Here is a 24,732-nt window from a genome sequence, read left to right as displayed (position 1 = left end):
ATTATTTATTATTGGCATACTTCTTTAAGTCTGCCATGCTCATCCTGCTGTTTTCGATACGTTCCGTACCAAAATATACCGCTTCCGGGTCAAACGAGGTCATGTATTGCAGGTTCACACAGCAACTGCGGTTCACCTGTACAAATGAGGCCTGCAGGCTTAACGGGAGTAATTGTGTACGCACGAAGGTCAGTGATCCCCTGATCGAATACTGAAATTGCACCTGTGCAGATTTTACTTTTACATAATTCTTACCCGCCTCCAGGCAGTAAATATCTTTCCAGAAAAACTTATTGGTCTTATGTCCCACCTTCACAAAGAAGTAATCCGGGCGGGCCTCTTCCTGCTGATCAGTTTCCGGTACCTTCTGTTGCAGGTTATTGTTTTCGATAGCCGTTTGTATGGCCGCAAATAAGGTTGCAGAACCTGCCGGTTTGATCAGGTATCCCTGCGGCTTCTGGCGGGTGGCTGCTCTGATCGTGTTCAGATCATTATAGGCCGTAAGGTAGATAAAGGGAATATTGGGCCTGGTATCCTGTATAATGCCTCCTAAAGCAATCCCGTTCTTCCATTCTTCCGCCTCTTCGAGGTTTATATCCAGCAGGATCAGATCGGCTTCAGTATGGGCAATAAGATCTCTGGCCTCATCAAAATGATAGCAGATACCGCTCACATAATAGCCCAGATCCTCGAGGGTATACTTAAGGTGCTCCGCAATAAGGGCATCGTCTTCAATAATCAGAATGTTGATCTTATTTTCCATTGGGACAAATGATGGTGTATTGATAAGGATGCTCCGGATGGCGCAATACCTGGGCATGCAATTGCCTGCTCAGCAAAGCTACGATTTCTGTGCCCAGTCCCGGCGGAGCATCTGCACTATGTGCATCTACAGAACCATTATCTGCATACCGGATCTCCAGCTGGTCTTCCAGTACACGGAAGGCAACGGTTAGGTGCAACGGTTCATTTCCGGTATCGGCATACTTTATCGAGTTAATGATCCATTCGTTCAATATCAGCGTCAGGGGTAATTGTTTCTTCTTGGGCAATCCTATATGATCGGTGCCACTTACACTAACCGTTACCGGTTTATTAATAAAATAACAGTTCACTACGGCCTGTACCAGTGCCTCTATAAAAGATTTAAAATCCACCGCCTGTTCATGATTGCCGATCCGCTGATGCAGATCTGAGATGCTCTGCACCCGCAAGCGGGCCTCCTGCAGGTCTCTTACCGTTTCCTCATTCAGGCTTCTGCGCTCCTGCATCTGCAGCAGGCTCACAATCATCAGCAGGTTATTTTTAACCCGGTGCTGCATTTCCTTATTCAGCAGGGCTACATTGCCCATCTGCCGGTCCAGGTCTTCATTGGTACGGCCGAGTTTGGCAGAAAGCGCACGGTATTTTTTTACATTTTTATAGAGAAATATACTCAAGACAGTAATGGATAAAAAGCCAATCATAAACACCACAAAGCCCAGTTCCTTCCATTGCTGCATGGTCTGTTCATACTGGATCTGCCGCCTTTCTGCATCCAGCTCCGATTTGGCCAGATCATGCTCCAGCGCTTCCAGGGCCTTGCCCTGGTTCAGTTCTACAGTAAAATTATATTCTGCCAGTAGATAAGTATAGGCCTTGGTCGTATCCTTAACCGTACGGTACAATTGTACCAGGTTTGCAGCCAGGAAGGCACGGTCAAAACCTGTTGTGGTGCGGGCATAGGCTTGTTCCAGAGAATCGAGATAGGGCGATTGTTCCTTGCCGTAATGATACACATCAATGCGGGAGCGGGTCAGGTAATAATTATCCAGGTAATTATAAGTATTGGGATCATTCCTTATCCAGGCTCTTTTGAATAGATGGTCCAGGATACTATCGGCCAGTGCATAATTGCGCACCTCGCTACTGATCAGGGCCATCTGGGAGATATAGCCCTGCTGCTTCCGGAAAGCGGTGTCTTTAATCAGCAGGGTGTCATATAGGCCCCTTAATATTTCCACCGCATGTACACTATCTTTGATCTTATCATAAGCATGAGCTACCAGCTGCTGTACATACAGATAACGGGGATATTGATCAGGAAGTCTGCCAAATAAAGCGGCAGCTTCTTTAAAATAATAAATAGTACGCTGAGGTTCTTTGTTCCAGGCATCGTAGATGCGGCCTTTAGCAAACAGGGCTTCAGCCTTTAACCGCGTATTATGGGATTGTTCTGCGATGATCTGTGCACTGTCGTAATATTTCAGGCTATGGGCGAAGGTGGTATAATTCTTCTTCTGTGCATATACGCTGTCTCCTTTATGTAAGAGGACAAAAAATAAGGTCTCTCGCTGCTGCAGATTTCGTGCCGGTTTATCTTCCCGAGTACAGGAAATCAATCCTGAAGCAAGCGACCAGGAAAACAGGAAACAGAGAATAATATGCCCGTATTGTTTACGCATTCATCTTATTGCAAATGTACCGTCAGGATGAGAATTATTATGGTAATATATCCTCAAAAATAAGCATGTTCACACTCAAAGTAAGCACTTTTTTTGGAGGACCGCAAGGCTTAGTTTTCCTTTGCAGACTAAGCAATATACCAATCGATTCCGGTATTGAGCAGGAATCGCTAAAAGAATATAAATGAATCGGGCTACCATGCTTGTATAATAGCAGGTTCATCTATGAGTAATGAAGAGAGCTAAGCCATTTGATTTTTCAGATGGCTTTTTCATAATACGCAATTATTTATCTTTATTTCATGAAATGCTTACTGACACTCGTTTTGAGCAGCACAAATATTTCTCATTCAATTGATCGCTATGTCAATGGTAATGGGCACATTCCATTTCGTTAATTGCAGGGTAACAAGTAATGTTATAGCAAACCTATCCTATTTCCTTTCCAGCCTGCTTAAAGTCTCCCGCGATACGCCTAGGTAATGTGCAATCATCGTTTTCGATACCCGCTGAAACAGGGCAGGGTATTGCTGCAACAGCAGTTCGTATTTCTCTTTAGGCGAGCTTTTCATCATAGATAAAACACGTCTCTGCAAGGCGACATAGCCACCGAAAGCTTTACGTCCGTGAAATATATACATTTTGGGCACCAGGTTACAAACCGTTTCCTTATCTGCAGCTGAAAGTTCCAGCACGAAACAAGGTTCCAGTGCCTGTACACACATATCACCACTGCTTTGCTGCGCATAAGCCGGATAGTCCGATATCCACCAGTTCTCTATAGCAAACTGGATGATGTGCTGACGGCCATCTTCATCATGCATAAATGCTTTCAGGCAGCCCTGCACCACCAGGAATTCTGCCTGTACTGTATCTCCACTCTCAATAAGCAATTGTTTTTTGGCCACCATAAGCGGCTTATAGAATGGGAGCAACAGGGCAAATTCTTCATCTGTAAGGGACACAACCTGTTCAATATGTCGGCGCAGAAAAGAGGCATATTCCATGTTGTAAATGTACAAAAGAAATATGCCTCGATGTATACTGTCTTTAAATCTAATCTAGTCCAATGCCTTTTTAATCGCTTCACCTACAGCCTTTGCCGACTGTGGGTTTTGACCAGTGATCAGTCGTTGATCTACCGTCACATGCGGTTGCCAGGCAGCAGATTGTTCATATTGCCCGCCACGGGCTTTCAGCTGGTCCTCTAACAGGAAAGGCACTACAGCACTCAGCTTCACCAGTTCCTCCTCTTCATTAGAGAAGCCATTTACCTTTTTGCCTTCCACAAGATACTTACCATTGCTCAACTGTATATTGACCAGGCCTGCCGGGCCATGACATACAGCGGCAACCACACCATTCTGCTCATAAATACGTGCTGCAATAACGGCCAGTGCTTTATTTTCCGGCAGGTCCCACATGGCACCATGTCCGCCGGCATAAAATATAGCAGTATATTCTTCCGGTTTCACCTGCTCAGGGCGCATGCTGTTACTGATCTTCTGATGATACTCTTTATTTTCCCAGAAAGCCTTGTTATCCGGATCACTCAGGTCAAAGCCGTCAACAGGCGGAGTACCACCTTTCGGGCTCACAAAATCGATTTCATACCCTGCATCAGTCAGCACTTTCCAGGGATGAGATACCTCAGCCAGGTAGTAGCCGGTTGGCGCTCCCGTACTGCCTTTGGTATCGTGGCTGGTCACTACAAATAAGATTTTCTTTTTCATGTTTGATGTTTTTTGCTGCGCCTGTATTGTACCGAAACCCGCCAGCATGGCGATGACCAGTACCAGGACCTGTAATATATTCCGTTTCATATTAATGATTGATTTGTTCCTGATAAGTTTTCCAGTCCAGGTATCCTTCCATACCCAGTCCATAATGCAGTGCCCGGTTGGGTGGGGTAACCGGCCAGTTGTTCCGGAGACGATCAACCAGATCAGGATTCGCAATGTATACCTCTCCGAAAGCAGCAATGTCAATAGTGCCGGCTTCTAGTAATGCAGTAGCCTTCTCACGGTCCATACCACCTGCCAGGATCAATACGCCGTCATACCAGCTGCGGAAGCGCTCCAGGAATCCATCAGGTAAGGCGAAGCTGCCACGGGACTGCTGGTCCATGATATGAATATACGCAATATTTCTCCGGGACAGTTCTGTCGCTAGGTACTGGTAGGTTTCTTCTATTTCCTCATAATGCGGTAATTCGTGCAATCCGCCATAAGGTGTCAGGCGTATGGCTACTTTATCAGCCCCTATTGCAGCAATAGAAGCATCAATAGCTTCCAGCAGAAAACGGGACCGGTTTGCTATTGAGCCGCCATACTGGTCACTACGGTTATTGATATGTGGATTCAGGAACTGCTCAATAAGGTAACCATTCGCGCCATGCAGTTCCACACCGTCAAAACCCGCTGCTACAGCATTTTCAGCCGCATGAGCGAAGTCCTGCACTACAGCAGATACCTCATCTGTTGCCAATGCCCTGGGCTGCGAAGCAGGTACAAATCCTTCTTTGCCCTCCGCATCATAACCCCAGGCAAAAGAGTTGGCTGCACGCAGATCAGAAGCACTCACCGGCGCCTGACCTTTAGGCTGATTAGACGTATGGGAGACGCGGCCTACATGCCACAGCTGGGTAAAGATGGTACTACCTTCTGCATGGACAGCATCCGTAACCTTTTTCCAGCCGGCTACCTGCTGCGGCGTATACAGTCCGGGAATATATAATACACCCATAGCCGTATCAGAAATAGCAGTACCTTCTGTAATGATCAGGCCCGCATCAGCGCGCTGCGCATAATATGTAGCATTAAATTCTTTAGGAATACCGTCTGCATTACGGGCACGGGTCATCGGTGCCATGGCAATACGGTTTTTCAATTTCAGGGCACCGAAGCTAACCGGTGCAAACAGATCTTTCGTCATTGTTGATTTTGATTAATAAGTTGAGGATAATGTTTGTGTTGTGGCAAGCGGATAATCTGTATATCCTTCAGCGGAACCACCGAAAAAATGTTCCCGCTTGGGTTCGTTTAATGGCAGATCATGTGCCAGGCGATAGGGCAGATCAGGATTGGCTATAAACGGCCGACCAAAACCAATCAGGTCGGCCCAGCCATTGCGCAGCGCCTCTTCTGCACGGGCTTTGGTATACTTACCGGAATAGATGAGGGTACCTTTAAATGCAGTTCTGTAGGCCTCTTTAAATGCTACCGGCATGACCGGCGCATTATCCCAATCTGCTTCTGCAACATGGATATAAGCAATACCAATTTCCTGCAATAGTCTGGCTGCTGCGATATAGGTCTCTTCCGGATGATCATCCATTGCGCCCATAAGAGTGGTCAACGGTGCCTGGCGTACACCAACACGATCGGCTCCTATAGCTTCGGCTACCGCTGTAGTCACTTCTTTCAGAAAGCGAAGGCGATTTTCAAGGCTGCCACCATATTCATCTGTACGCTGGTTGGTCTGAGAGTCAATAAACTGTTCGATGAGGTAACCATTAGCTCCATGCAATTCGACACCATCAAAACCGGCAGCGATTGCATTTCGTGCAGCTTGTGCATAATCATGGACAATGTCTTTGATCTCCGCGATAGTTAATGCCCGCGGCATAGAATGCTGTTCCATGATACCGAGTCCGGAGTCTGCTGCCGCACCTTCCGGAGCCAGGAATACTTTTACACCTTCGGCAAGTATGGCTGAAGGAGCAACCGGTTGTGTACCATCTGCCTGAAGGCTGGTATGCGACACCCGGCCAACATGCCATAACTGAGCAAAGATTTTTCCGCCGGCAGAATGTACTGCATCAGTAACTTGTTTCCATCCCGCAATCTGCTCCGGAGTATAGATGCCCGGTGTCCAGGCATAACCTTGTCCCTGCTGGCTGATCTGTGTACCCTCAGAAATGAGGAGACCGGCAGAAGCCCTCTGGGCATAATAAGTAGCCATCAGTTCCGTAGCCACATTTCCTGCAGCGGAACGGGAACGGGTCATCGGCGGCATAACGATACGATTGGATAGTGAAATTTGATTCAGTTGATATTTTTCGAATAACATAAGGTGTTCCTTTTTTGTATAATGCAAAGGTCACCCGCCTGGCTGAAATGCACCTGTGATCAGGATCACAAGTTTTTAGGCAGGCTTTAAATTTTACGTTATTTTAGCAATCAGGCTATAGAAAATCTTTATTTAAAACAACTCAATATGAGTGTCAGCAAACAACTCGCGCAACATCTGAGAGATGTTCATTTTGGCAAAAACTGGAGCTGGTCCAATCTCAAAGATGCACTGGACGGGCTTTCCTGGCAGGACGCACAAGTCTCTGTGCAGGGATTGAATTCAATTGCCATGCTTACCTGCCATATTACATACTATGTAAAGGTCATTTACAAGGTATTGGAAGGAGGGCCACTGGAGGGGAATGACAAGGATAGCTTTATCCTGCCAGATATTAAAGAACAATCTGACTGGAACGCACTACAGGAAAAAATATGGCAGCAAGCGGAGCTTACTGCCAATGCTATAGAAAAATTAGATGATATGCAGCTGGATGCTCTGTTTTCAGAAGCAAAATACGGTACCTATTTCCGCAATATCGCGGGTATGATCGAGCATATGCACTATCATTTAGGACAGATTGTACTGATCCGGAAACTCCTGACTGCACAGGTTTAATATTCGTTGTTCAGTGCTGCAGTATCCATTACCAGGTCTGTAAGAATCTCTTTGGTACTGCGTTCCGGCAATCCGGATAAAGATTGTCCTGCCCACAGGTTTACAAAACCGGTATGACCGGCATCGCGTGCAGCCTTTCTTAAAGACTGTGTAAGCCTGTTCTGATAAGGATAGGGCAGTATATGACCGGAATGTTCCAGTGCATCAATGAATGTGTTGCGCAGACCGCGGGCATATCTCCCGGAGAAGCTGCGGGTCAGCATAATATCTGATTCTCCACGATCTTTCAGTCCGGCTCTTTCAAATGGCTGCAAAGCACTTTCATTAGCATTCAGTAATAAAGTACCTACCTGAAAGCCGGATGCACCAATCATTTTTGCGGCCAGTACGGTACGGGCATTATACATACCTCCTGCATAGATCAGGGGCACTTTTACGCTATCATACACGCGGGACAGTAAAGATAGTCCGCCAATCTGCGGAATATCTTCTGTGGCAAAACTGCCGCGGTGTCCGCCGGCTTCGAGCCCTTGCACACAGATCATGTCTATACCGGATTGTTCCAGTATAAGGGCTTCATCAACAGAGGTGCAGGTACCAATCAGTAGTACACCTTTGTCTTTACACTTTCGGATGCTTTCTTCATCAAGATTGCCGAAGGTAAAACTGATAATGCGGCAACCTTCTTCCAGTGCAGCATCCAGCTGTGCATGATAATCATCTACATTGATCTCATCAATACCAGGCAGGCTTACCTCAATGCCGTGATCTGCAGCCAGTGCTTCAATAAATTGTTTGCTACCGGCATATTGCGTTTTAAGGGCTTCATCAGCCTGTGGTACCTTATGTACAAAAAGATTTACGGCAAACTGACCATTACATAAGGCTTTGGTTGCACGAATAGCCTGCACACTTTGTTCGGCAGACCAGTCGCCTAAGGGCAGTGAGCCCAGGCAGCCGGTTTCTGTGGCTGCGGCCACCATTTCAGGTGTTGTGACCCCAAACATAGGGGCTTGTATAAACGGATAAAGAATGTCTAACTGATGGATAATCGGTTGGCTCATGGGGATAATGGGTTAAGGGTTTTGGTCCAGGTTCTGCTGCATGTATTCTGCGGTGACTTGTGCTGCAGTATCAGGACCAGAGGATAGTGATGCAATAATATTTCGTTGTTCGTGTATGGTTTTATTCTGACTGAGTTTTTCTTTGGCCAGCAATTCCGTGACCTTTATGCGAAAGCCGGTTACCCCGGCCATCAATCCGTTAATGTATTTTTCCGGAAGCCGCGCCCATTGTGCCCGAAAGGCTGTTTCATAATTATCAATGGTGGCTTCCATTAAATCCTTTACAGCAGCCGGTTCGGTAATCAACTCACCGGTACCGTAAGCATGTACGGCTAGATAATTCCAGGTGGGCACATTCTGCTCCTTTTCATATAGAGAAGGGGAAATATAGGCATGCGGCTCATTAAAGACAACCAGTATTTTATGGTTGCTGATGTCTTTCCATTGATCATTTTGTTTAGCGAAATGACTGTACAGGAAAAGCTGTCCCTCTTCTTCCTTAACCAGGAAGGGCAGATGCGTTGCTACCGGAACATTATCATTGGAAGTAATGATCGTAGCAAAACTGAAGCGTTGCATAAACGCCACAATCCGCTCCCGGTCCTGCATAATATTGATTTTAGGAATGTACATGTCTGCTGATTTTATTAATCCAGTTTGCGCTGTTTACGGTCTGCCTTCTTATTACTGACAAACAGGTTTGAACATTGGTTGGCATACCGGTAATAAATATCTTCAGAAAACTGGTCCAGGTATGTCTTGGGCAAAGGCATTTTTAGCTTGATGGGCTTCATTTTGATCAACTCATCATGCTCCATATCATAATAATTCCAGTTACCGATATAGTCTCCGGTCAGCAGGTTTACACTGGATTCCCCGCTGCCATCATTGGCTGCATTACCAAACTCGTAGCGGTTCATGCCAATCAGCTGCATTTTTCTCAGCTTACCATCGAAACGAAACTGGCAGGCGTAGCCGGCACGCATCCAGTTATGGCGAAACTCAAAACCGTTTCGGGTTTCTTTTAGATAGGAATTGTCATCCATTTCAGTAGACCTACTATGCACCGGTCTGAAAGCCTGGGTAGATAAACGGCAGGTTATCGTTCCTTCATCTCTGTTCAGTCTAATGGTATCAACAATACGGTCAAGGTCCAGGTCTCTGATCAGGATATCCTGTGCACGTAAGGGTAAGTAGCTGTATAGAACAAGCAGTGTGCATAATAGTTTTTTCATATAGGATCACGCAAGTTGCCTCAAAGCTACGCCATAATTATATTTGAAAACAAGAAAAAACGTATCTTTAACCTATTAAAATCTCTTTATAAATATTATCCCGCCCGGGAATTACTACTCCGATACGCATTATACGGAGCTTGAATTGTTTTATCACATTTTATAAAGAGTCATTATGCAACAGCATACCATAGCCGTAATCGGCGGCACCGGCAAGGCCGGAACTTATCTCGTTAAAGCATTAATAACAAAGGGCTATAAGCTGGGTATGCTCGTGCGCAACCCGGAGAAAGCGACAGGCTTACAGCATCCGCAGATCAACATTGTTGTCGGCACAGTACACCAAGCAGATGCGATTAATAAAGTCCTGAAAGACTGTACCGCAGTCATCAGTACACTGGGACTGGGCATTCCCGCCAGTGAGCCCGGCATTTTCAGTCAGTCGACTAGGAATATATTGCTTGCCATGCAGCAACAGCAGATCGGCCGCTACCTCGTCATCACCGGCCTGAACGTTGATACCCCTTCAGATCATAAAGGCCCGGAAACCGCGGCAGGTACCGCATGGATGAAGGAGCATTTTCCCATATCTACTGCAGATAAACAATCAGAGTATTCCTTACTTGCAGATAGTACCGCAGCCTGGACAATGGTGCGCTTACCCAGAATCGAGCAAACTGATCTACTCAAAGAGATCATTGTCAGTCTTGAAGATTGCCCGGGAAACAGCATTAGTGCAAGCAGTCTGGCACACTTCCTCATAGAACAGATAAATGCTGAAACGTATATTCGTAAGGCTCCGTTTATCGCCGATAAATAAGCACAAAGGCAGTATATTAATTATACTGCCTCTATCATTTTCAGTCCGTACATATGCCTTTTCGGCACACAATTAAGACATTTGGGGCGAAAAAACAGGATAACTTCTTATAAATTCAGCAACTTTGCATATATCCCGTTTTATGCGGTACAAGTTATACAAGGGCAAATGACTATAAATGACCAATAAAAAGAATACATTTCTGAGCAATAACCGGAAGCGGCTTTTATTTACCGTTTCTGCATTCCTGTTATTGTACCTGGTTGCCTATATACTGGACCCGTTTTCTGCTCAGTGGTACGGCTTTTTTGAGCGCAGCCCGCTGCGTATGTTCAGAGAGTTGGGTACCAGCCTGGTGATCTGCCTGGCCATTTCAGAATCGGCTATTACCATCAGCAATATCCTGAATAAATATATTCAATGGACCTCGCGGCCATTGACCCGGCTCATTCTGGAGACGGGCCTTAACCTGGTGCTGGTATTAATCATCAACCTGCTGGTCAGTGCCTGGTGCCTGTACGGAGATCCGGAGATTGCCAATTATGTACCCTCACCGGAAGAGCAAAGAGGCTTTATACAATGGGTCATTGTGAGTATCATTATTTCCTTTATGATCATGGGCATCAATATCGGGAATTACCTGATCTCTAACTGGAAGAATGAGGTGATCAGGGTATCGGAATTGAACCAGCTGGCTACAGAATCAGAACTGCAATCATTAAAACTACAATTAGATCCTCACTTCGTATTCAATAACTTAAGTGTGCTATCTGAACTGATACTTGAAGATCAACAACTGGGCTATGCCTATGCAGAGAACTTCTCGAAGATTTACCGGTATATGCTGGTCAATGCCAAGAAAGACCTTATTCCGCTGGAAGAGGAACTCAAATTCCTGGACTCATACATGTTCCTGATTGAGAACCGTTTTGGTTCCGGAGTTCATTTTAATATCAACGTTCAACCGGAAGCCAAGGCAATGGGTATGCCACCATTAACCATACAGATGCTCGTGGAGAATGCCCTGAAACATAACCGCACCAATAAAAAGGAGCCCCTGACTATTGACATTTATGACCAGGAGGGCACTGCACTGATCGTAGCCAATAACCTGCTTCCGATAGAGCGGACTATAGATTCGTCCGGCATTGGTCTGCGTAATATTTTGCGCCGCTACCACTTACTATCGCAGCAGGAACCTAAAATTGCGGCAGATCAGCAGTCCTTCAAAGTAATCGTACCATTGATAAAGATATGATCGAAACCATACTCATTATAGAAGACGAAAAACCTAATGCTGATCGGCTGAAACGCCTGATCAAAGCGATTAAACCGCAGGTAGAGATACTGGCGGTAATAGATAGTGTGGCCGATAGTATAGCCTGGTTTGCGGCACATGAGCAACCGGACATGGTACTCTCCGACATACGCCTGTCTGATGGCATCAGTTTTGAGATATTTGATAAGATCACCCTTACCTGTCCCATTATTTTCACCACAGCTTATGATGAGTATGCGATAAAAGCATTTAAGTACAACAGTATCGATTACCTGCTCAAGCCTATTGAACAGGAAGAGCTTGAGACTGCCTTTACCAAATGGGATTCTATAGTCACTACAGGAGACCCGGTATCTCTGAAAGGTTTGCTGGATTATATACAGCCCAGGGAGTTCAGAACCCGCTTCCTGTTGCCATTTAAAGATGGATACAAATCCCTCAAAGTAGAAGATATTGCCTATTTCTATTCTGAGTTTAAGATCACCCATGCACACCTGCAGCAAGGGCAGGAGGATATTGTACCGCAGACTCTGGAAGAGCTGGAGCAGCAGCTGGACCCGAAAGTATTCTTCCGGGTAAACCGTCAGTACATTGTACACATCAACGATATACAGCGGGTACACAATTACTTTAACGGTAAACTGAAGCTGGAACTCAGGAGCAATCCAGAGGCTGAAATCGTAGTGAGCCGCGACAAGGCACAGTTATTGAGAAACTGGATGGATTTTTAATTTATAAATGATATGGCAAAATGAAATACCTATTCCTGGCATTAGCCATTATACTTGAAGTAACAGGATCCGGCTTTCTTAAGGCTTCGGAAGGTTTTACAAAGCTTGTGCCGACCATAGCGATGGCTGTTGCCTTCCTTGGCTGCTTTTACTTCCTGTCCCTGGCCTTAAAGAACATTCCGCTCAGCACTGCTTATGCCATATGGGCCGGAGCTGGTATTATCCTTACGGCACTGATATCTGTACTCGTATTTAAGCAACCCATAGATATGCCTGCTGTAATAGGCATTTTACTGATCGTAAGCGGGGTAGTAGTGATGAATTTATGTTCCAAGACAGCAGCGCACTAAGTATTCGCATTTATATTCCGTCTTGCCCTGTAAGCCCTGTGTATACTCATTCATAGTCATTACAATCAGCTTTGATAACCGGTCTGTACGGTGTGATGAAGCGATACAGTTCAGCAATAAAATTTGACGGTTCGGTTAGTTTTAACGGGAACGCCTTTTTATGTTTTATTTCTTTTGCAAACACAATTTAATACCTCTATACAATGACAAAATTATTTGCTCATAAGCATATCATATCATGCGCAGCATTATTCCTGGCCGTTTCAGCAGTACTCAGTTCCTGTGGTAACGATCAGTCGCAAAACATGCAGCAGCCGCCAGCGGAAGTGGACTTTATGGAAGTTCGCCCCGGTTCGGCATTAATGGAACAAAAATATCCCGGCACAATTGAAGGTGCTGTAAATGTAGAAGTCAAAGCACAGGTAAGCGGTTACCTCGAAGCCATATACGTGCATGAAGGCGATTATGTACAGAAAGGTCAGGCCCTGTTTCGCATTAAGGGAGATGTATACCGCGAGCAGGTCAATAACAGCCAGGCGGCCCTGAAAGCCGCAATGGCCGCGGAAGAATCTGCCCGTATCGAAGTCGAAAAGATCAGACCGCTGGTAGAAGGCAAGGTCGTAGCTGATGTACAACTGAAAACAGCACAGGCCAATTATGCCGCTGCCAAAGCACAGGTGGCACAAGCCCGCGCTGCTGTAGGTTCATCGCAGATCAATGCCGATTTCAGCCTCATCAAAGCACCGGTAAGTGGTTATATCGGCCGCATTCCGAATCGTATCGGTAACCTGGTAACCCCTGCGGACATGACGCCCTTAACGACATTATCAGACATCAATAAAGTATTTGTATACTTCAACCTGAGTGAGCCCGACTTCCTCGCCTGGATAAAAGAAAAGGAAACTGATACCGGCATGAATACTGTTGAGATGGTCATGGCAGACGGTACACCATATCAACTGAAAGGAAAGCTGGAAGCGGCGAGTGGTAATATAGACCGTACCACAGGCAGCATTGCCATGAAAGCCGTATTTGACAATCCTAACAAGCTATTGCGCTCGGGTGGTTCGGCCAAAATTCTGCTGAAGAGAAGCCTGAACAGCACGCTGCTGGTGCCTATGGCCAGTGTAAAGGATATCCAGAACAAGTACTTCGTTTTTGTCCTGGCCGATAGCAATAAAGTAGCCATGACGGCTATCGAGATCGGCGGACATGACGGGAACAATTATATCCTGAACGGCGGACTGAACAACGGTGCCAAAATTGCGATCAACCGCATTGACGTACTGAACGATGGTACGGTGGTAAAACCCATTATGATACCTGCAGATTCCGTATTACACAAATAAACCATTTCATCAACGATCAAGGTTCAACATATAAACCATGTTAAAAAGAATTATAGACAGACCTGTATTGGCTACCGTCATCTCTGTGGTGATCGTCATACTGGGTATCATAGGCCTGAGCAGGCTGCCCATAACCCGCTTCCCGGACATCTCTCCGCCGACCGTAATGGTAACCGGCAGTTATCCGGGCGGAAACAGCGAAGCCGTATTGCGCTCCGTAGTAACCCCGCTGGAAGAGCAGATCAATGGGGTGGAGAATATGCAGTACATCAAATCTACCGCCAGTAATGATGGTAGTTTCTCGGTACAGATTGTATTCAAACAAGGCGTAAATCCTGACCAGGCTGCCGTAAACGTGCAGAACAGGGTACAGCAGGCCACGCCTATATTGCCCGCAGAAGTGGTGCGTATGGGACTGACCACATCTAAGCAGCAGAACAGTATGATCATGATCTTTACGATCGCGACCAAAGACAATGCAGCATATGATGAGCTGTTCCTGCAGAACTATGTAAACATAAACCTGATACCACAGATCAAACGTGTGCCCGGAGTAGGGCAGGCGCAAATGTTCGGTGCCAAAGATTACGCCATGAGGGTATGGCTTAATCCGCAGCGCATGGCTGCGTACGGCCTTATTCCGGCAGATATAACCAATGCGATTGCCAGTCAGAGCCTGGAAGCCGCACCGGGCAAGCTGGGAGAGGAATCAGATGCCGCACTGGAATATGTAATCCGTTATAAAGGCAAAAAAGCGAAACCGGAAGAGTATGAAAATATCATTGTCAAACGCAATGGTAGTGACCTGGTGCGCCTGCGCGATGTGGCCCGTATAGAACTGGGATCGATCAGCTATAGCGGAGATAATAAACTTAATGGTAAAAATGCCGTTACCATCGCCATCCTGCAAACCTCAGGTTCCAATGCCAATGAGATTGAGATCGGGGTAAAGAAAGAGCTGGAGAAAGCTGCCAAAGCCTTTCCTCCGGGTATTGAGTACCGCAGTATGATGAGTACCAAAGACCGTCTGGACGAAGCTACCGGACAGGTAAAATCTACACTGATCGAGGCCTTTATCCTTGTATTTATCGTAGTATTCCTGTTCCTCCAGGATTTCCGTTCCACCATCATTCCGGCAATAGCCGTACCCGTGGCGATTGTAGGTACCTTCTTCTTCCTGTTGGCCCTTGGCTTTACGATCAATATCCTTACGCTCTTTGCCCTGGTACTGGCCATCGGTATTGTGGTAGATGATGCCATTGTCGTCGTCGAAGCGGTACATAGTAAGATGGAAGGATCACATATGAGCGGGCGGGAAGCCACGCATAGTGCGATGGGAGAGATTACCGGCGCGGTTATTTCCATCACCCTGGTTATGGCTGCGGTATTTATCCCGATCGGATTCATGACCGGTTCATCCGGTTTATTCTATAAGCAATTTGCCTACACATTAGCCATTGCCATTATTATTTCTGCTGTAAATGCCCTGACATTAACCCCGGCATTATGTGCACTGTTATTGAAAAATACGCATGCAACTGAAGGCGGAAAGAAAATGGGATTCGGGAAACGCTTCTTCACCGCATTCAATTCCGGTTTTGATAATTTCACGGGCAGATACATTAAAGGCGTACGCTTCTTTGCCCGCAAGAAATGGCTGGGCGCGGGTTTTGTCCTGCTCATAACAGGTGTAGCCATCTGGCTCATGACCAGTACACCACGTAGTTTTGTACCAATGGAGGATGACAGCTTTATTGCCTATAGCCTGAGCATGCCGCCGGGTACCGGTCTGGACCGCACTACAGAAGTGGCAGAGAAGATCAATAAAATGCTGGTTAATGTAGAATCGGTAGAAAGTAATTCCGGCATTACCGGCTTCAATATCCTCAGCAACAGCGCAGGGCCATCTTATGCCATGGGCTTTATCAAACTGAAACCGGCAAAAAACCGGGGTAAAGTAAAAGACATTGAAGAGATCTTCAATATCATATCTGAAAAACTGAGTACGATCAAAGAGGGTACGGTGATGGCTTTCCGCTTCCCGCCGGTTGATGGTTACGGGGTCATGAGCGGTGCCGAGCTGGTACTGCAGGACCGTATGGGTAAAGATCCGGCATCGATCAAAGCGATGGCCGATAATGTGATCGGACAGATCATGCAGCAGCCGGGTGTACAATATGCCTATACGATGTTCCGTGCCGATTATCCGCAACTGGAACTGGAAGTGGACGAAGATCGTGCCAGTCAGATGGGTGTAGATGTGAGCGGTATGCTGGCGGCTATACAGACCTATTTTGCCGGAGACCAGTCCCTGAATTTTACCCGATTCGGTAAATTCTACCGGGTGAATATTAAGGCGGATGGTGTATTCCGTACCGACCAGGAAGCCTTCAACGAGACTTTTGTCCGCAATGATAAAAATGAAATGGTGCCGGTAAAATCAATGGTTACGCTGAAGAAGGTATACGGACCGGAATCGGTAAACCGCTATAACCTGTACAATGCCGTAACCATAAATGTGGTTGCTGCACCGGGATACAGTAATGGGGCTATTATGAATACACTGGAGCAAAATGTATTGGGCAAGCTGCCTTCAGATTATAGTTTCGAATGGACGGGCCTGAGCCTGGAAGAAAAAGCTTCGGGTAACCAGACCATGTTGATCCTGGCGCTGAGCCTGCTCTTTGTATACTTCCTGCTGGCGGCACAATATGAAAGCTATCTGCTGCCACTGGCCGTACTGCTCTCTATTCCTACGGGTGTGCTAGGTGCTTTCCTGGGTATCCGTGCGATCGGGCTGGACAATAATATTTACGTACAGGTAGGACTCATCATGCTGATCGGTTTGTTGGCCAAGAATGCCATTCTTATTGTAGAGTTCGGCGTACAGCGCCGCAGGGCAGGGTTGTCTATTATAGATGCCGCGCTGGATGCAGCCAAAGCCCGTCTGCGCCCCATCATCATGACCTCTCTGGCCTTTATCGTAGGTATGATACCGCTGATGATGGCAAAAGGTGGCTCAGCTGCAGGTAATCGCTCGATCAGTACGGGTGCTGCAATGGGTATGCTCAGCGGGGTAATACTGGGTATCGTGGTGATACCGCTGTTGTTTATGTTATTCCAGTACCTGCAGGAGAAAGTATCCGGTAAGCATAAAATGGTTCCACAAGCTAATTTAAACGAACATGAAGATCACTAAATCATATATCCTCCTTATTGCAGGACTTGCCCTCACGGTAAGTTCCTGCGATGTGGGAAAGAAATACAGCCGTGCAGCACTCAATCTGCCACAGGAGTTCCGCGAGCCGGTGGCACTCACTGCCGATACGGTACAGTTACCCTGGCGCACTTTTTTTAAAGAGCCGCAACTGGTACAGCTGATAGAAAAGGCATTGGTACAGAATAATGATATAAATATTGCCTTAAAAAGCATGGAGCAGCTGGACCTGGCATATCGTCAGGCAAAGCAATCCTTATTACCTACACTGGACCTGAATGCCGGTGCCAACAGAACCTGGCCATCCAAGAACAGTCTGAACGGCTCACTGACTGAGCAGTTTATCGGTACACCCTATATGGACGATTACAGCGCTATGCTGCGCCTGTCCTGGGAGATCGACATCTGGGGTAAAGCCAAAATGCAGAAGACAGAAGCAAAGGCCAATTATTTTGCCCAGAAAGAAAACCTTAGTGCATTGAGAACACGCATCATCACACAGGTGGCACAGGCCTATTACAGCCTGATGAGCCTTGATGAACAATTGCGGATTGCGCAGCAGAACATTGCCCTGAGTGATAGTACACTCACCATGATGCGCCTGCAATTCAATGCTGGGCAGATCAATTCCCTGGCTGTGGAACAGGCCGCCGCACAGCAGAAGACTGCAGAGCTGTTGGTGCCCCTGGCAGTGCAGAATATCCGTATACAGGAGAATGCCTTAAGCATTTTATGCGGCAGCTATCCGGACAGTATCAGCAGGGCGGCCAATATGCTGGAAGCCATACCGGAAGATCATTTTGCCTATGGCGTTCCTGCTGCATTGTTAAGCCGCAGACCAGATGTAAAGGCAGCAGAACTGGCGGTTATCTCTGCCAATGCCCGCACCGGTCTGGCCAATGCGGCAAGGTATCCGAGCTTCAGCCTTAGTCCGCAGGTTGGGGTCAATTCTTATAAGTTCAACACCTGGTTTGACCTTCCCGGCTCTATAACCAAGACCCTGGCGGTAAACCTGACACAGCCTTTGTTTAATAAACGAGCCTTAAGGACAGCGTATGAGACCGCAGTACTCGAACAGGAGAAAGCAACAATCCAGTTTCGGCAATCCGTGATGACTGCGGTAGGAGAGGTGTCCGATGCACTGGCCCGTTCTAAAGGGGCAACAGACCGTAATGTACTGGTGCAGCAGAAAAGTGCCTCATTGAACAAAGCCATCTCTGATGCCATAAAATTATACCGTGCAGGTATGGCTACATACCTGGAGGTGATTACGGCACAGAATAATAAACTACAGAACGATCTTGAGGCCATCAGCATCAGACTCGAAAAGCTGCATGCAATGACCGAATTATACCGCGCACTGGGTGGCGGTAGTGAAGAGTAATATTGCCCAAAGTATTGTTGTAACAGGCTTCCGTTATGAACGGAAGCCTGTTTTATATTATCGTTATCAGGGTAAAGGATATTTTCAATTCTGGCACTTTAGCCCTACCTTTGCCTGCCTCAGGCATATTGCATTACCCCACAGGTTTGAAAAGATTACTCTTACATATCATTATTGTTTTGTTCATACTGGATACAACTTCATTGTACCAGGTGTTCAAGGTGCCTTCTCTCATCAGCCATTATACCGATCATAAAACCCGCAATCCCGCTATAGGATTCATGGATTTTTTATCAATGCATTACTGGGGAGAGGACATCAATGATAATGATGATGAAAAAGATATGCAGCTTCCGTTTAAGAAGATTGACATACAACAAACCTGCTTCCTGTTCATTCCGCAAAAAAACATTGCCACCATTGATGCTGTCACCTGGCCAGAAGGCCGGAATTACGGCTTAATGCGCTCCCAGACACACTTTAATACCGTACTCGGTACACTCTTCCGGCCTCCGCAGGCATAAATACATGTGTTTATACTACAGGACAATCCTCCTGTAATGGGTATACCATGCAGCAATATTTTGCTTCGCATGGATCATATATATGTATTTATTCCAGATCATGCTTAATAAAATCATTCAGTTTTCTGTTAAAAACAAACTGGCTGTCGGCATCTTCATACTGGTATGGATCGCTTTCGGCGCCTACCAGCTCAGCCGCCTGCCTATCGATGCTGTACCGGATATTACCAATAACCAGGTACAGGTCATTACTACCGCACCGGCATTGGGTGCAGAAGATGTAGAAAGGTTTATCACTTTTCCTATAGAACAAGCCCTCAGCAATATACCTGGCCTGAAAGAAAGCCGTAGTATGTCTCGCTTCGGTCTGTCCCTGATCACCGTTGTCTTTGAAGACGGATCAGATATATACTGGGCGCGCCAGCAAGTAACCGAAAGGCTTGCCCAGGCAGAGATCAGTGCCAATGCCAGTACACCACAGATGGCACCGGTTACTACCGGACTGGGGGAGATATACCAGTATGTATTAAAACCGGAAAACGGCTACGAGCATAAATATTCACTGGCCGACCTGCGTACGATCCAGGATTGGGTGGTGAAGCGACAACTGCTGGGTACGCCTGGTGTAGCCGATGTATCTACTTTCGGCGGCGAACTGAAACAATACGAAGTGGCTGTTCAGCCCGCACAGCTCAAGGCTTTTAACCTGAGCATCAGCGATGTCTTTACCGCATTGCATCAGAATAACCAGAATACGGGCGGGGCTTATATAGAAAAAGGACCATCTGTATTATATATCCGCAGTGTAGGCCTTGCCGGTAACCTCGACGATATCCGCAATATCGTGATCAAGACCAGTACTGATGGCACTCCCGTACTGGTGCGACATGTGGCTGATGTGCGCCTTGGCGCCGCTATACGCTATGGCGCCCTTACCATGGCGGGCAAAGGCGAACTAACCGGCGGTATTGTGATGATGCTGAAAGATGCCAACTCTTCCGAAGCCATAAAACAAGTGAAAAAGCGCGTTGCGGAGATCCAAAAAACCTTGCCGGAAGGCCTCACTATAGAGCCATTCCTGGACCGGACCAAAATGGTAAATAATGCTATCGGTACGGTAGAAAAGAATCTGCTGGAAGGCGCACTGATCGTGGTTTTGGTACTGGTTATCTTCCTGGGCAACTTAAGAGCAGGGCTTATCGTAGCCTCCGTAATTCCACTGTCCATGCTATTTGCCGTTTCGATGATGAACCTCTTCGGAGTGAGTGGTAACCTGATGAGTCTGGGTGCACTGGACTTCGGATTGATTGTAGATGGTGCCGTAATTATAGTTGAAGCCATCCTGCATCATATCCATTTTTCTAAAAAATATACAGGCATTAACCAGCTGTCCCATGAAGAAATGAATGCAGAAGTCAGCGGTTCGGCTTCACGCATGATGAATGCTGCAGTATTCGGACAGATCATTATCCTGATCGTATACCTCCCGATCCTGTCCCTGTCCGGTATTGAGGGCAAAATGTTCAAACCAATGGCCCAGACGGTAGCCTTTGCTATTATGGGTGCTTTTATATTATCCCTGACCTATGTGCCCATGATCAGTGCTCTGTTCATCAGCCGGAAGATCAGCCATAAACCCAACTGGTCGGATCGTGTAATGACCAGGCTGGAACAGTTGTACAGCAAGGCTTTACAAAAAGCATTGAACATCCGGAAAACGATGGTGATTACCGCCTTTGTCTTATTCGGACTGGCTTTGCTGGTATTCAGCCGTATGGGTGGTGAGTTTATTCCGCAACTGGAAGAAGGCGATTTTGCCACCGAAACCCGTCTGCTCGTCGGCACCAACCTATCCACTACTATTGATGCCTTCAATCGCATTTCGGACCGCTTGAAAAAAGATTATCCTGAGGTGGAAAAGATTGTATCCCGTATCGGTAGTGCAGAAATCCCTACCGATCCTATGCCGATAGAAGGTGGTGATATGATCATCGTATTAAAAGATAAATCAGAATGGACCAGCGCCCGTTCCTTCCCGGAACTGGCCGAGAAAATGGCAGCAACGGCGCAGGAAGTCGTTCCGGGTGTGACCACCGGATTTCAATACCCGGTGCAGATGCGCTTTAATGAACTGATGACGGGAGCCAAGCAGGATGTGGTCTGCAAGATTTATGGAGAGGACCTGGATAAGCTGACTGCATATGCAGAACAGCTGGGCGATATTTCCCGCAGCGTGAACGGTACTGCCGACTGGTATATTGAAAAAGTAACCGGTATGCCACAGGTAGTTATTGATTTTAATCGTAGTGAAATAGCCAAATACGGACTGAACATAGATGAGCTGAACCGCACGATCAACGCAGCTTTTGCCGGTGCAGCAGCCGGACAGGTCTATGAGGGCGAGAAGCGTTTTGACCTTGTAGTCAGGGTAGGAAGTGAAGGCAGAAAGAGTATTGAAGACATACGCAACCTTTCCGTGTCAACCCCAACCGGCATACAGTTGCCTTTATACCAGGTTGCCAAGATTGAAGAAGTAGAAGGTCCTAACCAGATACAAAGAGAGAATGCGCGTCGCAGGATTATCGTCGGCTTTAATGTAAGGGGCAGGGATGTGGAATCGATTGTAAAAGAACTCAAAGATAAAGTGGCCGCGAAAATGAAGCTGGAACCAGGTTATACTATGACTTACGGCGGAGCATTTGAAAACCTGCAACAGGCCAAGTCGAGACTGACCATCGCCGTGCCGGTCGCATTACTGCTCATTTTCATCATGCTCTACTTCGCGTTCTCTTCTGTCAAAGACGGATTACTGATCTATACTGCCATTCCATTATCCGCCATAGGCGGGGTCTTTGCCCTTGCACTCAGGGGCATGCCCTTCAGCATATCGGCTGGTGTAGGATTTATTGCCCTGTTTGGTGTAGCAGTATTGAACGGCATTGTATTGCTTTCAGAATTCAACCGGATTAAAAAAGAAGGCGTTATAACAGATCCACTGCAATTGGTCATGACCGGCACCCGAAATCGTTTGCGTCCGGTACTGATGACTGCTGCGGTAGCCTCTCTGGGTTTCCTTCCTATGGCCCTTAGTAACGGAGCCGGTGCAGAGGTACAGCGTCCGCTGGCTACAGTTGTGATCGGCGGTCTGATCACCGCTACATTCCTGACCCTTTTTGTATTACCGGCATTATACCTGTTGTTTCAGCGTAAAACGAAGATAAATGGCAAAGTCTCGGTAGTATTGCTTTTACTGCTCTTACCTGCCACAATGCAGGCACAGCAACAGCAGGACATAACATTGGATGAGGCTTTGATCCTGGTCAAGAAAACCAATCCACGCATGAAGCTGGCGCAACTGCAGGCACAGGCCAGAAGGCAGGAAATACCTGCAGCGTTCAATCTGCCCAAAACCAGTATAGATGCCGATTACGGACAGGTAAGCAGTATCAGTCATGATACACGCTTTGGCATTAATCAATCTTTCAGTTTACCGGCTGTATACCAGTCACAGCGTAAAGTACTGGAAGCAGCCTATACGGCAACCCTGATCAATGTAAAACTTACAGAACAGGAACTGGTGGCGGCATTGCGCCATAGCTTTTACCAGTATGTGCAACTCGGGGCCAGACAGCAATTACTGCAGTATGCTGACAGTATTTACAGCTTATTTGAAAGCCGCTCTGAGCTTCGCTTTGAGAAAGGTGCGGCCAATATACTGGAGCAGACAACCGCAAGGGCACACCGACAGGAGATCAGTAATCAATTACAATTGGTGCAGGAAGATATGGCCCTGGTTTGTAAGCAATTCAACTTCCTGTTACAAGACAATACTCAGTATGTACCTAAGGCTGCAGCCAAGATCAACTGGCAAGCGGAAAACCTTGATACAACAGCTGCTGTCGCACAGCTGCCCCTGGCAGCACTGGCAGCACAGAAGGCAGAACTAGCCCATTATCAATGGAAGGCAGAACAGGCGCAAAAGCTACCAGAACTCAGCATTGGGTACAATAACCAGAGCCTTATCGGAGTGCAGCTGGTAGCTGGTGTGGAACAATATTTCGGTGCCGGTAAGCGGTTCAGCTATATTACAGCTGGTGTAAGTATACCTATATTCTCCCGTTCTATTGCCGCCAAAGCTGCGGCGGCAAAAACAGACTGGCAGCGCAGCAGAGCCGAAGCAGACTATACCCTAAGCCAGTTGCAAACAGCCGTCAGCCAGGCTTTTGATCAGGTACGAAAATATACTACAGGATTGCAGTATTACGAGCACAAAGGATTGCAGTACGCTGAGCAAATCATCAACACGGCAGATGAAGAGTTTAAAGCCGGTGAGATTGATTACCTCCAATGGGTTATACTCGTCGACCAGGCCATCAGCATCCGTACGGCACATTTAACTATGCAGGAGCAGTATAATACAGCAGTCATTGAATTATTAAAATTAAACAATCAGTAAACGCATTCAGATGAATAAATATATTGTTTTAATAGGCATGATCCTGTTATCGGCCTGTGGACAGAGCCCGCAACAGGATAAAGAAAGGGAAGCACCAACAACCAACAGTAATACACCGGAGACGGTAAGTTTCAGTCCGGCACAACTGGCCTCTGCGGGTATTGAAGTGGGTAATCCGACTATGCAAAGCATTAATAATATGCTGGTGCTGCAAGGTAAAATTGATGTTCCGCCACAAAGTATCATCAGCCTGAGTTTCCCGCTGGGCGGATACCTGAAATCGACAAGGCTCCTGCCTGGCGCCCCTGTACGCAAAGGACAGGTACTGGCCGAGCTGGAAGACATGCAGTTTATACAACTGCAACAGGACTATCTTGTAGCCAAAGAACGACTTGTACTGGCACAGGCAGAATATAACCGGCAAAGGGATCTGAATGCCAGCAAAGCCAGCAGTGATAAAGTGATGCAGCAGGCTAAGGCTGAAATGGAAACACAACGCATTCTGGTAAAGTCACTGGCCCAGAAGTTGCAGGTCATCGGTATTAGTCCCTCAAATCTGAGCCCCGATCATATCAGCAGAACAGTGAGTATTACCTCACCGATCAATGGTTATGTATCTAAGGTAAATGTAACTATTGGTAAATATACCTCGCCGGCAGATGTGTTGTTTGAGCTCATCGACCCACGGGATATACACCTGATGCTGCATGTATTTGAGCAGGACCTGCAATCGATCTCGATAGGGCAGGAGGTTATGGCTTATACCAATAATAACCCGGATGAAAAGATACCTGCTGAGGTTATTCTAATAGGGAAAAGCCTGGATGATAACCGCATTGCAGAAGTGCATTGCCATTTCAAGCAATACAAACCAGAGTTGGTACCGGGCATGTTTATGAATGGAGCGGTTGCTATCACAGAACAAAATGCATTGACGGTGCCTGAAGCAGCGATCGTGCGCTGGGAAAATAAGTTTTATGTATTCAAAGAAATGGGGCAGGGCAGGTTTCAAATGCTTCCGGTCCTCCCGGGTATCAGCAAAGACGGCTTACAGCAGTTTACAGCAAGTGGTATTGATACCAGTACACGTCTGGTATTGAAAAATGCTTATTCTGTGCTGATGAAAATGAAGAATACGGAAGAGTAAAAAGCGCATTCCTATATTCAAAAAAATGCAATGCAAATGTCCG

At 46.7% G+C, this 24,732-nt stretch carries 20 protein-coding genes; 10 read left to right on the top strand and 10 right to left on the bottom strand.

The window, feature by feature from the left end:
- Window position 1 precedes the first annotated feature (1 nt).
- From FTD44_RS11550 to FTD44_RS11525, 6 genes are all read right to left on the bottom strand, one after another.
- Complete coding sequence (locus tag FTD44_RS11550; RefSeq protein WP_222166581.1) at window positions 2-763, bottom strand: response regulator transcription factor; 762 nt, start codon at window positions 761-763, stop codon at window positions 2-4.
- Complete coding sequence (locus FTD44_RS11545) at window positions 753-2,444, bottom strand: sensor histidine kinase (RefSeq protein WP_222166580.1); 1,692 nt, start codon at window positions 2,442-2,444, stop codon at window positions 753-755. The genes FTD44_RS11550 and FTD44_RS11545 overlap by 11 nt, the downstream gene beginning before the upstream one ends.
- A 434-nt stretch (window positions 2,445-2,878) precedes the next feature.
- A complete protein-coding gene (locus FTD44_RS11540; RefSeq protein ID WP_222166579.1) occupies window positions 2,879-3,451 on the bottom strand; it encodes a Crp/Fnr family transcriptional regulator in 573 nt (190 codons plus the stop codon).
- A 54-nt stretch (window positions 3,452-3,505) separates the two neighbouring features.
- Complete coding sequence (locus tag FTD44_RS11535; protein ID WP_222166578.1) at window positions 3,506-4,267, bottom strand: type 1 glutamine amidotransferase domain-containing protein; 762 nt, start codon at window positions 4,265-4,267, stop codon at window positions 3,506-3,508.
- A 1-nt stretch (window position 4,268) separates the two neighbouring features.
- A complete protein-coding gene (locus FTD44_RS11530) occupies window positions 4,269-5,378 on the bottom strand; it encodes an alkene reductase (RefSeq protein WP_222166577.1) in 1,110 nt (369 codons plus the stop codon).
- Window positions 5,379-5,390: 12 nt separating this feature from the next.
- Window positions 5,391-6,515: an alkene reductase gene (locus FTD44_RS11525; protein ID WP_222166576.1), complete on the bottom strand. Its 1,125-nt coding sequence runs from the start codon at window positions 6,513-6,515 to the stop codon at window positions 5,391-5,393.
- 147 nt (window positions 6,516-6,662) lie between these two features.
- Here FTD44_RS11525 and FTD44_RS11520 point away from each other — a divergent pair, with 147 nt between their 5' ends.
- On the top strand, window positions 6,663-7,133 hold the full coding sequence (locus FTD44_RS11520) for a DinB family protein (protein ID WP_222166575.1): 471 nt from the start codon (window positions 6,663-6,665) through the stop codon (window positions 7,131-7,133).
- Here the strand turns inward: FTD44_RS11520 and FTD44_RS11515 are convergent.
- The 3 genes from FTD44_RS11515 to FTD44_RS11505 are packed head-to-tail and all read right to left on the bottom strand — an operon-like array spanning window position 7,130 to window position 9,432.
- Window positions 7,130-8,197, bottom strand: coding sequence for an NAD(P)H-dependent flavin oxidoreductase (locus tag FTD44_RS11515; protein WP_222166574.1), 1,068 nt, complete (start codon window positions 8,195-8,197; stop codon window positions 7,130-7,132). The two genes, FTD44_RS11520 and FTD44_RS11515, sit on opposite strands and share 4 nt — an antisense overlap.
- A gap of 12 nt (window positions 8,198-8,209) precedes the next feature.
- Window positions 8,210-8,830, bottom strand: coding sequence for an FMN-binding negative transcriptional regulator (locus FTD44_RS11510; RefSeq protein ID WP_222166573.1), 621 nt, complete (start codon window positions 8,828-8,830; stop codon window positions 8,210-8,212).
- A gap of 14 nt (window positions 8,831-8,844) precedes the next feature.
- A complete protein-coding gene (locus FTD44_RS11505) occupies window positions 8,845-9,432 on the bottom strand; it encodes a hypothetical protein (protein ID WP_222166572.1) in 588 nt (195 codons plus the stop codon).
- A gap of 175 nt (window positions 9,433-9,607) precedes the next feature.
- On the opposite strand from FTD44_RS11505, the gene FTD44_RS11500 reads away from it, so the two are divergent.
- From FTD44_RS11500 to FTD44_RS11470, 7 genes are all read left to right on the top strand, one after another.
- Window positions 9,608-10,252 (top strand): NAD(P)-dependent oxidoreductase, encoded by a 645-nt coding sequence (locus tag FTD44_RS11500; RefSeq protein ID WP_222166571.1) that lies wholly within the window; start codon window positions 9,608-9,610, stop codon window positions 10,250-10,252.
- Between the two features lie 178 nt (window positions 10,253-10,430).
- Window positions 10,431-11,510 (top strand): sensor histidine kinase, encoded by a 1,080-nt coding sequence (locus FTD44_RS11495; RefSeq protein ID WP_222166570.1) that lies wholly within the window; start codon window positions 10,431-10,433, stop codon window positions 11,508-11,510.
- The gene (locus FTD44_RS11490; RefSeq protein ID WP_222166569.1) at window positions 11,507-12,262 is read left to right on the top strand and encodes a LytR/AlgR family response regulator transcription factor; all 756 of its coding nucleotides are present in this window, start codon (window positions 11,507-11,509) and stop codon (window positions 12,260-12,262) included. The genes FTD44_RS11495 and FTD44_RS11490 overlap by 4 nt, the downstream gene beginning before the upstream one ends.
- A gap of 20 nt (window positions 12,263-12,282) precedes the next feature.
- A complete protein-coding gene (locus FTD44_RS11485; RefSeq protein ID WP_222166568.1) occupies window positions 12,283-12,612 on the top strand; it encodes a DMT family transporter in 330 nt (109 codons plus the stop codon).
- Window positions 12,613-12,815: 203 nt separating this feature from the next.
- The gene (locus FTD44_RS11480; RefSeq protein ID WP_222166567.1) at window positions 12,816-13,961 is read left to right on the top strand and encodes an efflux RND transporter periplasmic adaptor subunit; all 1,146 of its coding nucleotides are present in this window, start codon (window positions 12,816-12,818) and stop codon (window positions 13,959-13,961) included.
- Window positions 13,962-13,998: 37 nt separating this feature from the next.
- A complete protein-coding gene (locus FTD44_RS11475) occupies window positions 13,999-17,160 on the top strand; it encodes an efflux RND transporter permease subunit (RefSeq protein ID WP_222166566.1) in 3,162 nt (1,053 codons plus the stop codon).
- Entirely contained in the window at window positions 17,147-18,562 is a 1,416-nt protein-coding gene (locus FTD44_RS11470; protein WP_222166565.1) for an efflux transporter outer membrane subunit, read from the top strand. The genes FTD44_RS11475 and FTD44_RS11470 overlap by 14 nt, the downstream gene beginning before the upstream one ends.
- A 451-nt stretch (window positions 18,563-19,013) precedes the next feature.
- Here FTD44_RS11470 and FTD44_RS16235 read toward each other — a convergent pair whose 3' ends face one another.
- Window positions 19,014-19,157, bottom strand: a complete 144-nt coding sequence (locus tag FTD44_RS16235; protein WP_394369737.1) for a hypothetical protein — start codon at window positions 19,155-19,157, stop codon at window positions 19,014-19,016.
- 29 nt (window positions 19,158-19,186) lie between these two features.
- Here FTD44_RS16235 and FTD44_RS11460 point away from each other — a divergent pair, with 29 nt between their 5' ends.
- Both FTD44_RS11460 and FTD44_RS11455 read left to right on the top strand, forming a co-directional pair.
- Entirely contained in the window at window positions 19,187-23,542 is a 4,356-nt protein-coding gene (locus tag FTD44_RS11460; protein WP_222166563.1) for a CusA/CzcA family heavy metal efflux RND transporter, read from the top strand.
- A 10-nt stretch (window positions 23,543-23,552) separates the two neighbouring features.
- Window positions 23,553-24,689: an efflux RND transporter periplasmic adaptor subunit gene (locus FTD44_RS11455; protein WP_222166562.1), complete on the top strand. Its 1,137-nt coding sequence runs from the start codon at window positions 23,553-23,555 to the stop codon at window positions 24,687-24,689.
- The last annotated feature ends 43 nt before the right edge of the window (window positions 24,690-24,732 follow it).

The sequence above is a fragment of the Edaphocola aurantiacus genome, assembly GCF_019797745.1.
GTDB classification, from domain to species: domain Bacteria; phylum Bacteroidota; class Bacteroidia; order Chitinophagales; family Chitinophagaceae; genus Edaphocola; species Edaphocola aurantiacus.
The sequence above is the reverse complement of the archived record's forward strand: the minus strand, read 5'-3'. Positions and strand labels throughout refer to the sequence as shown.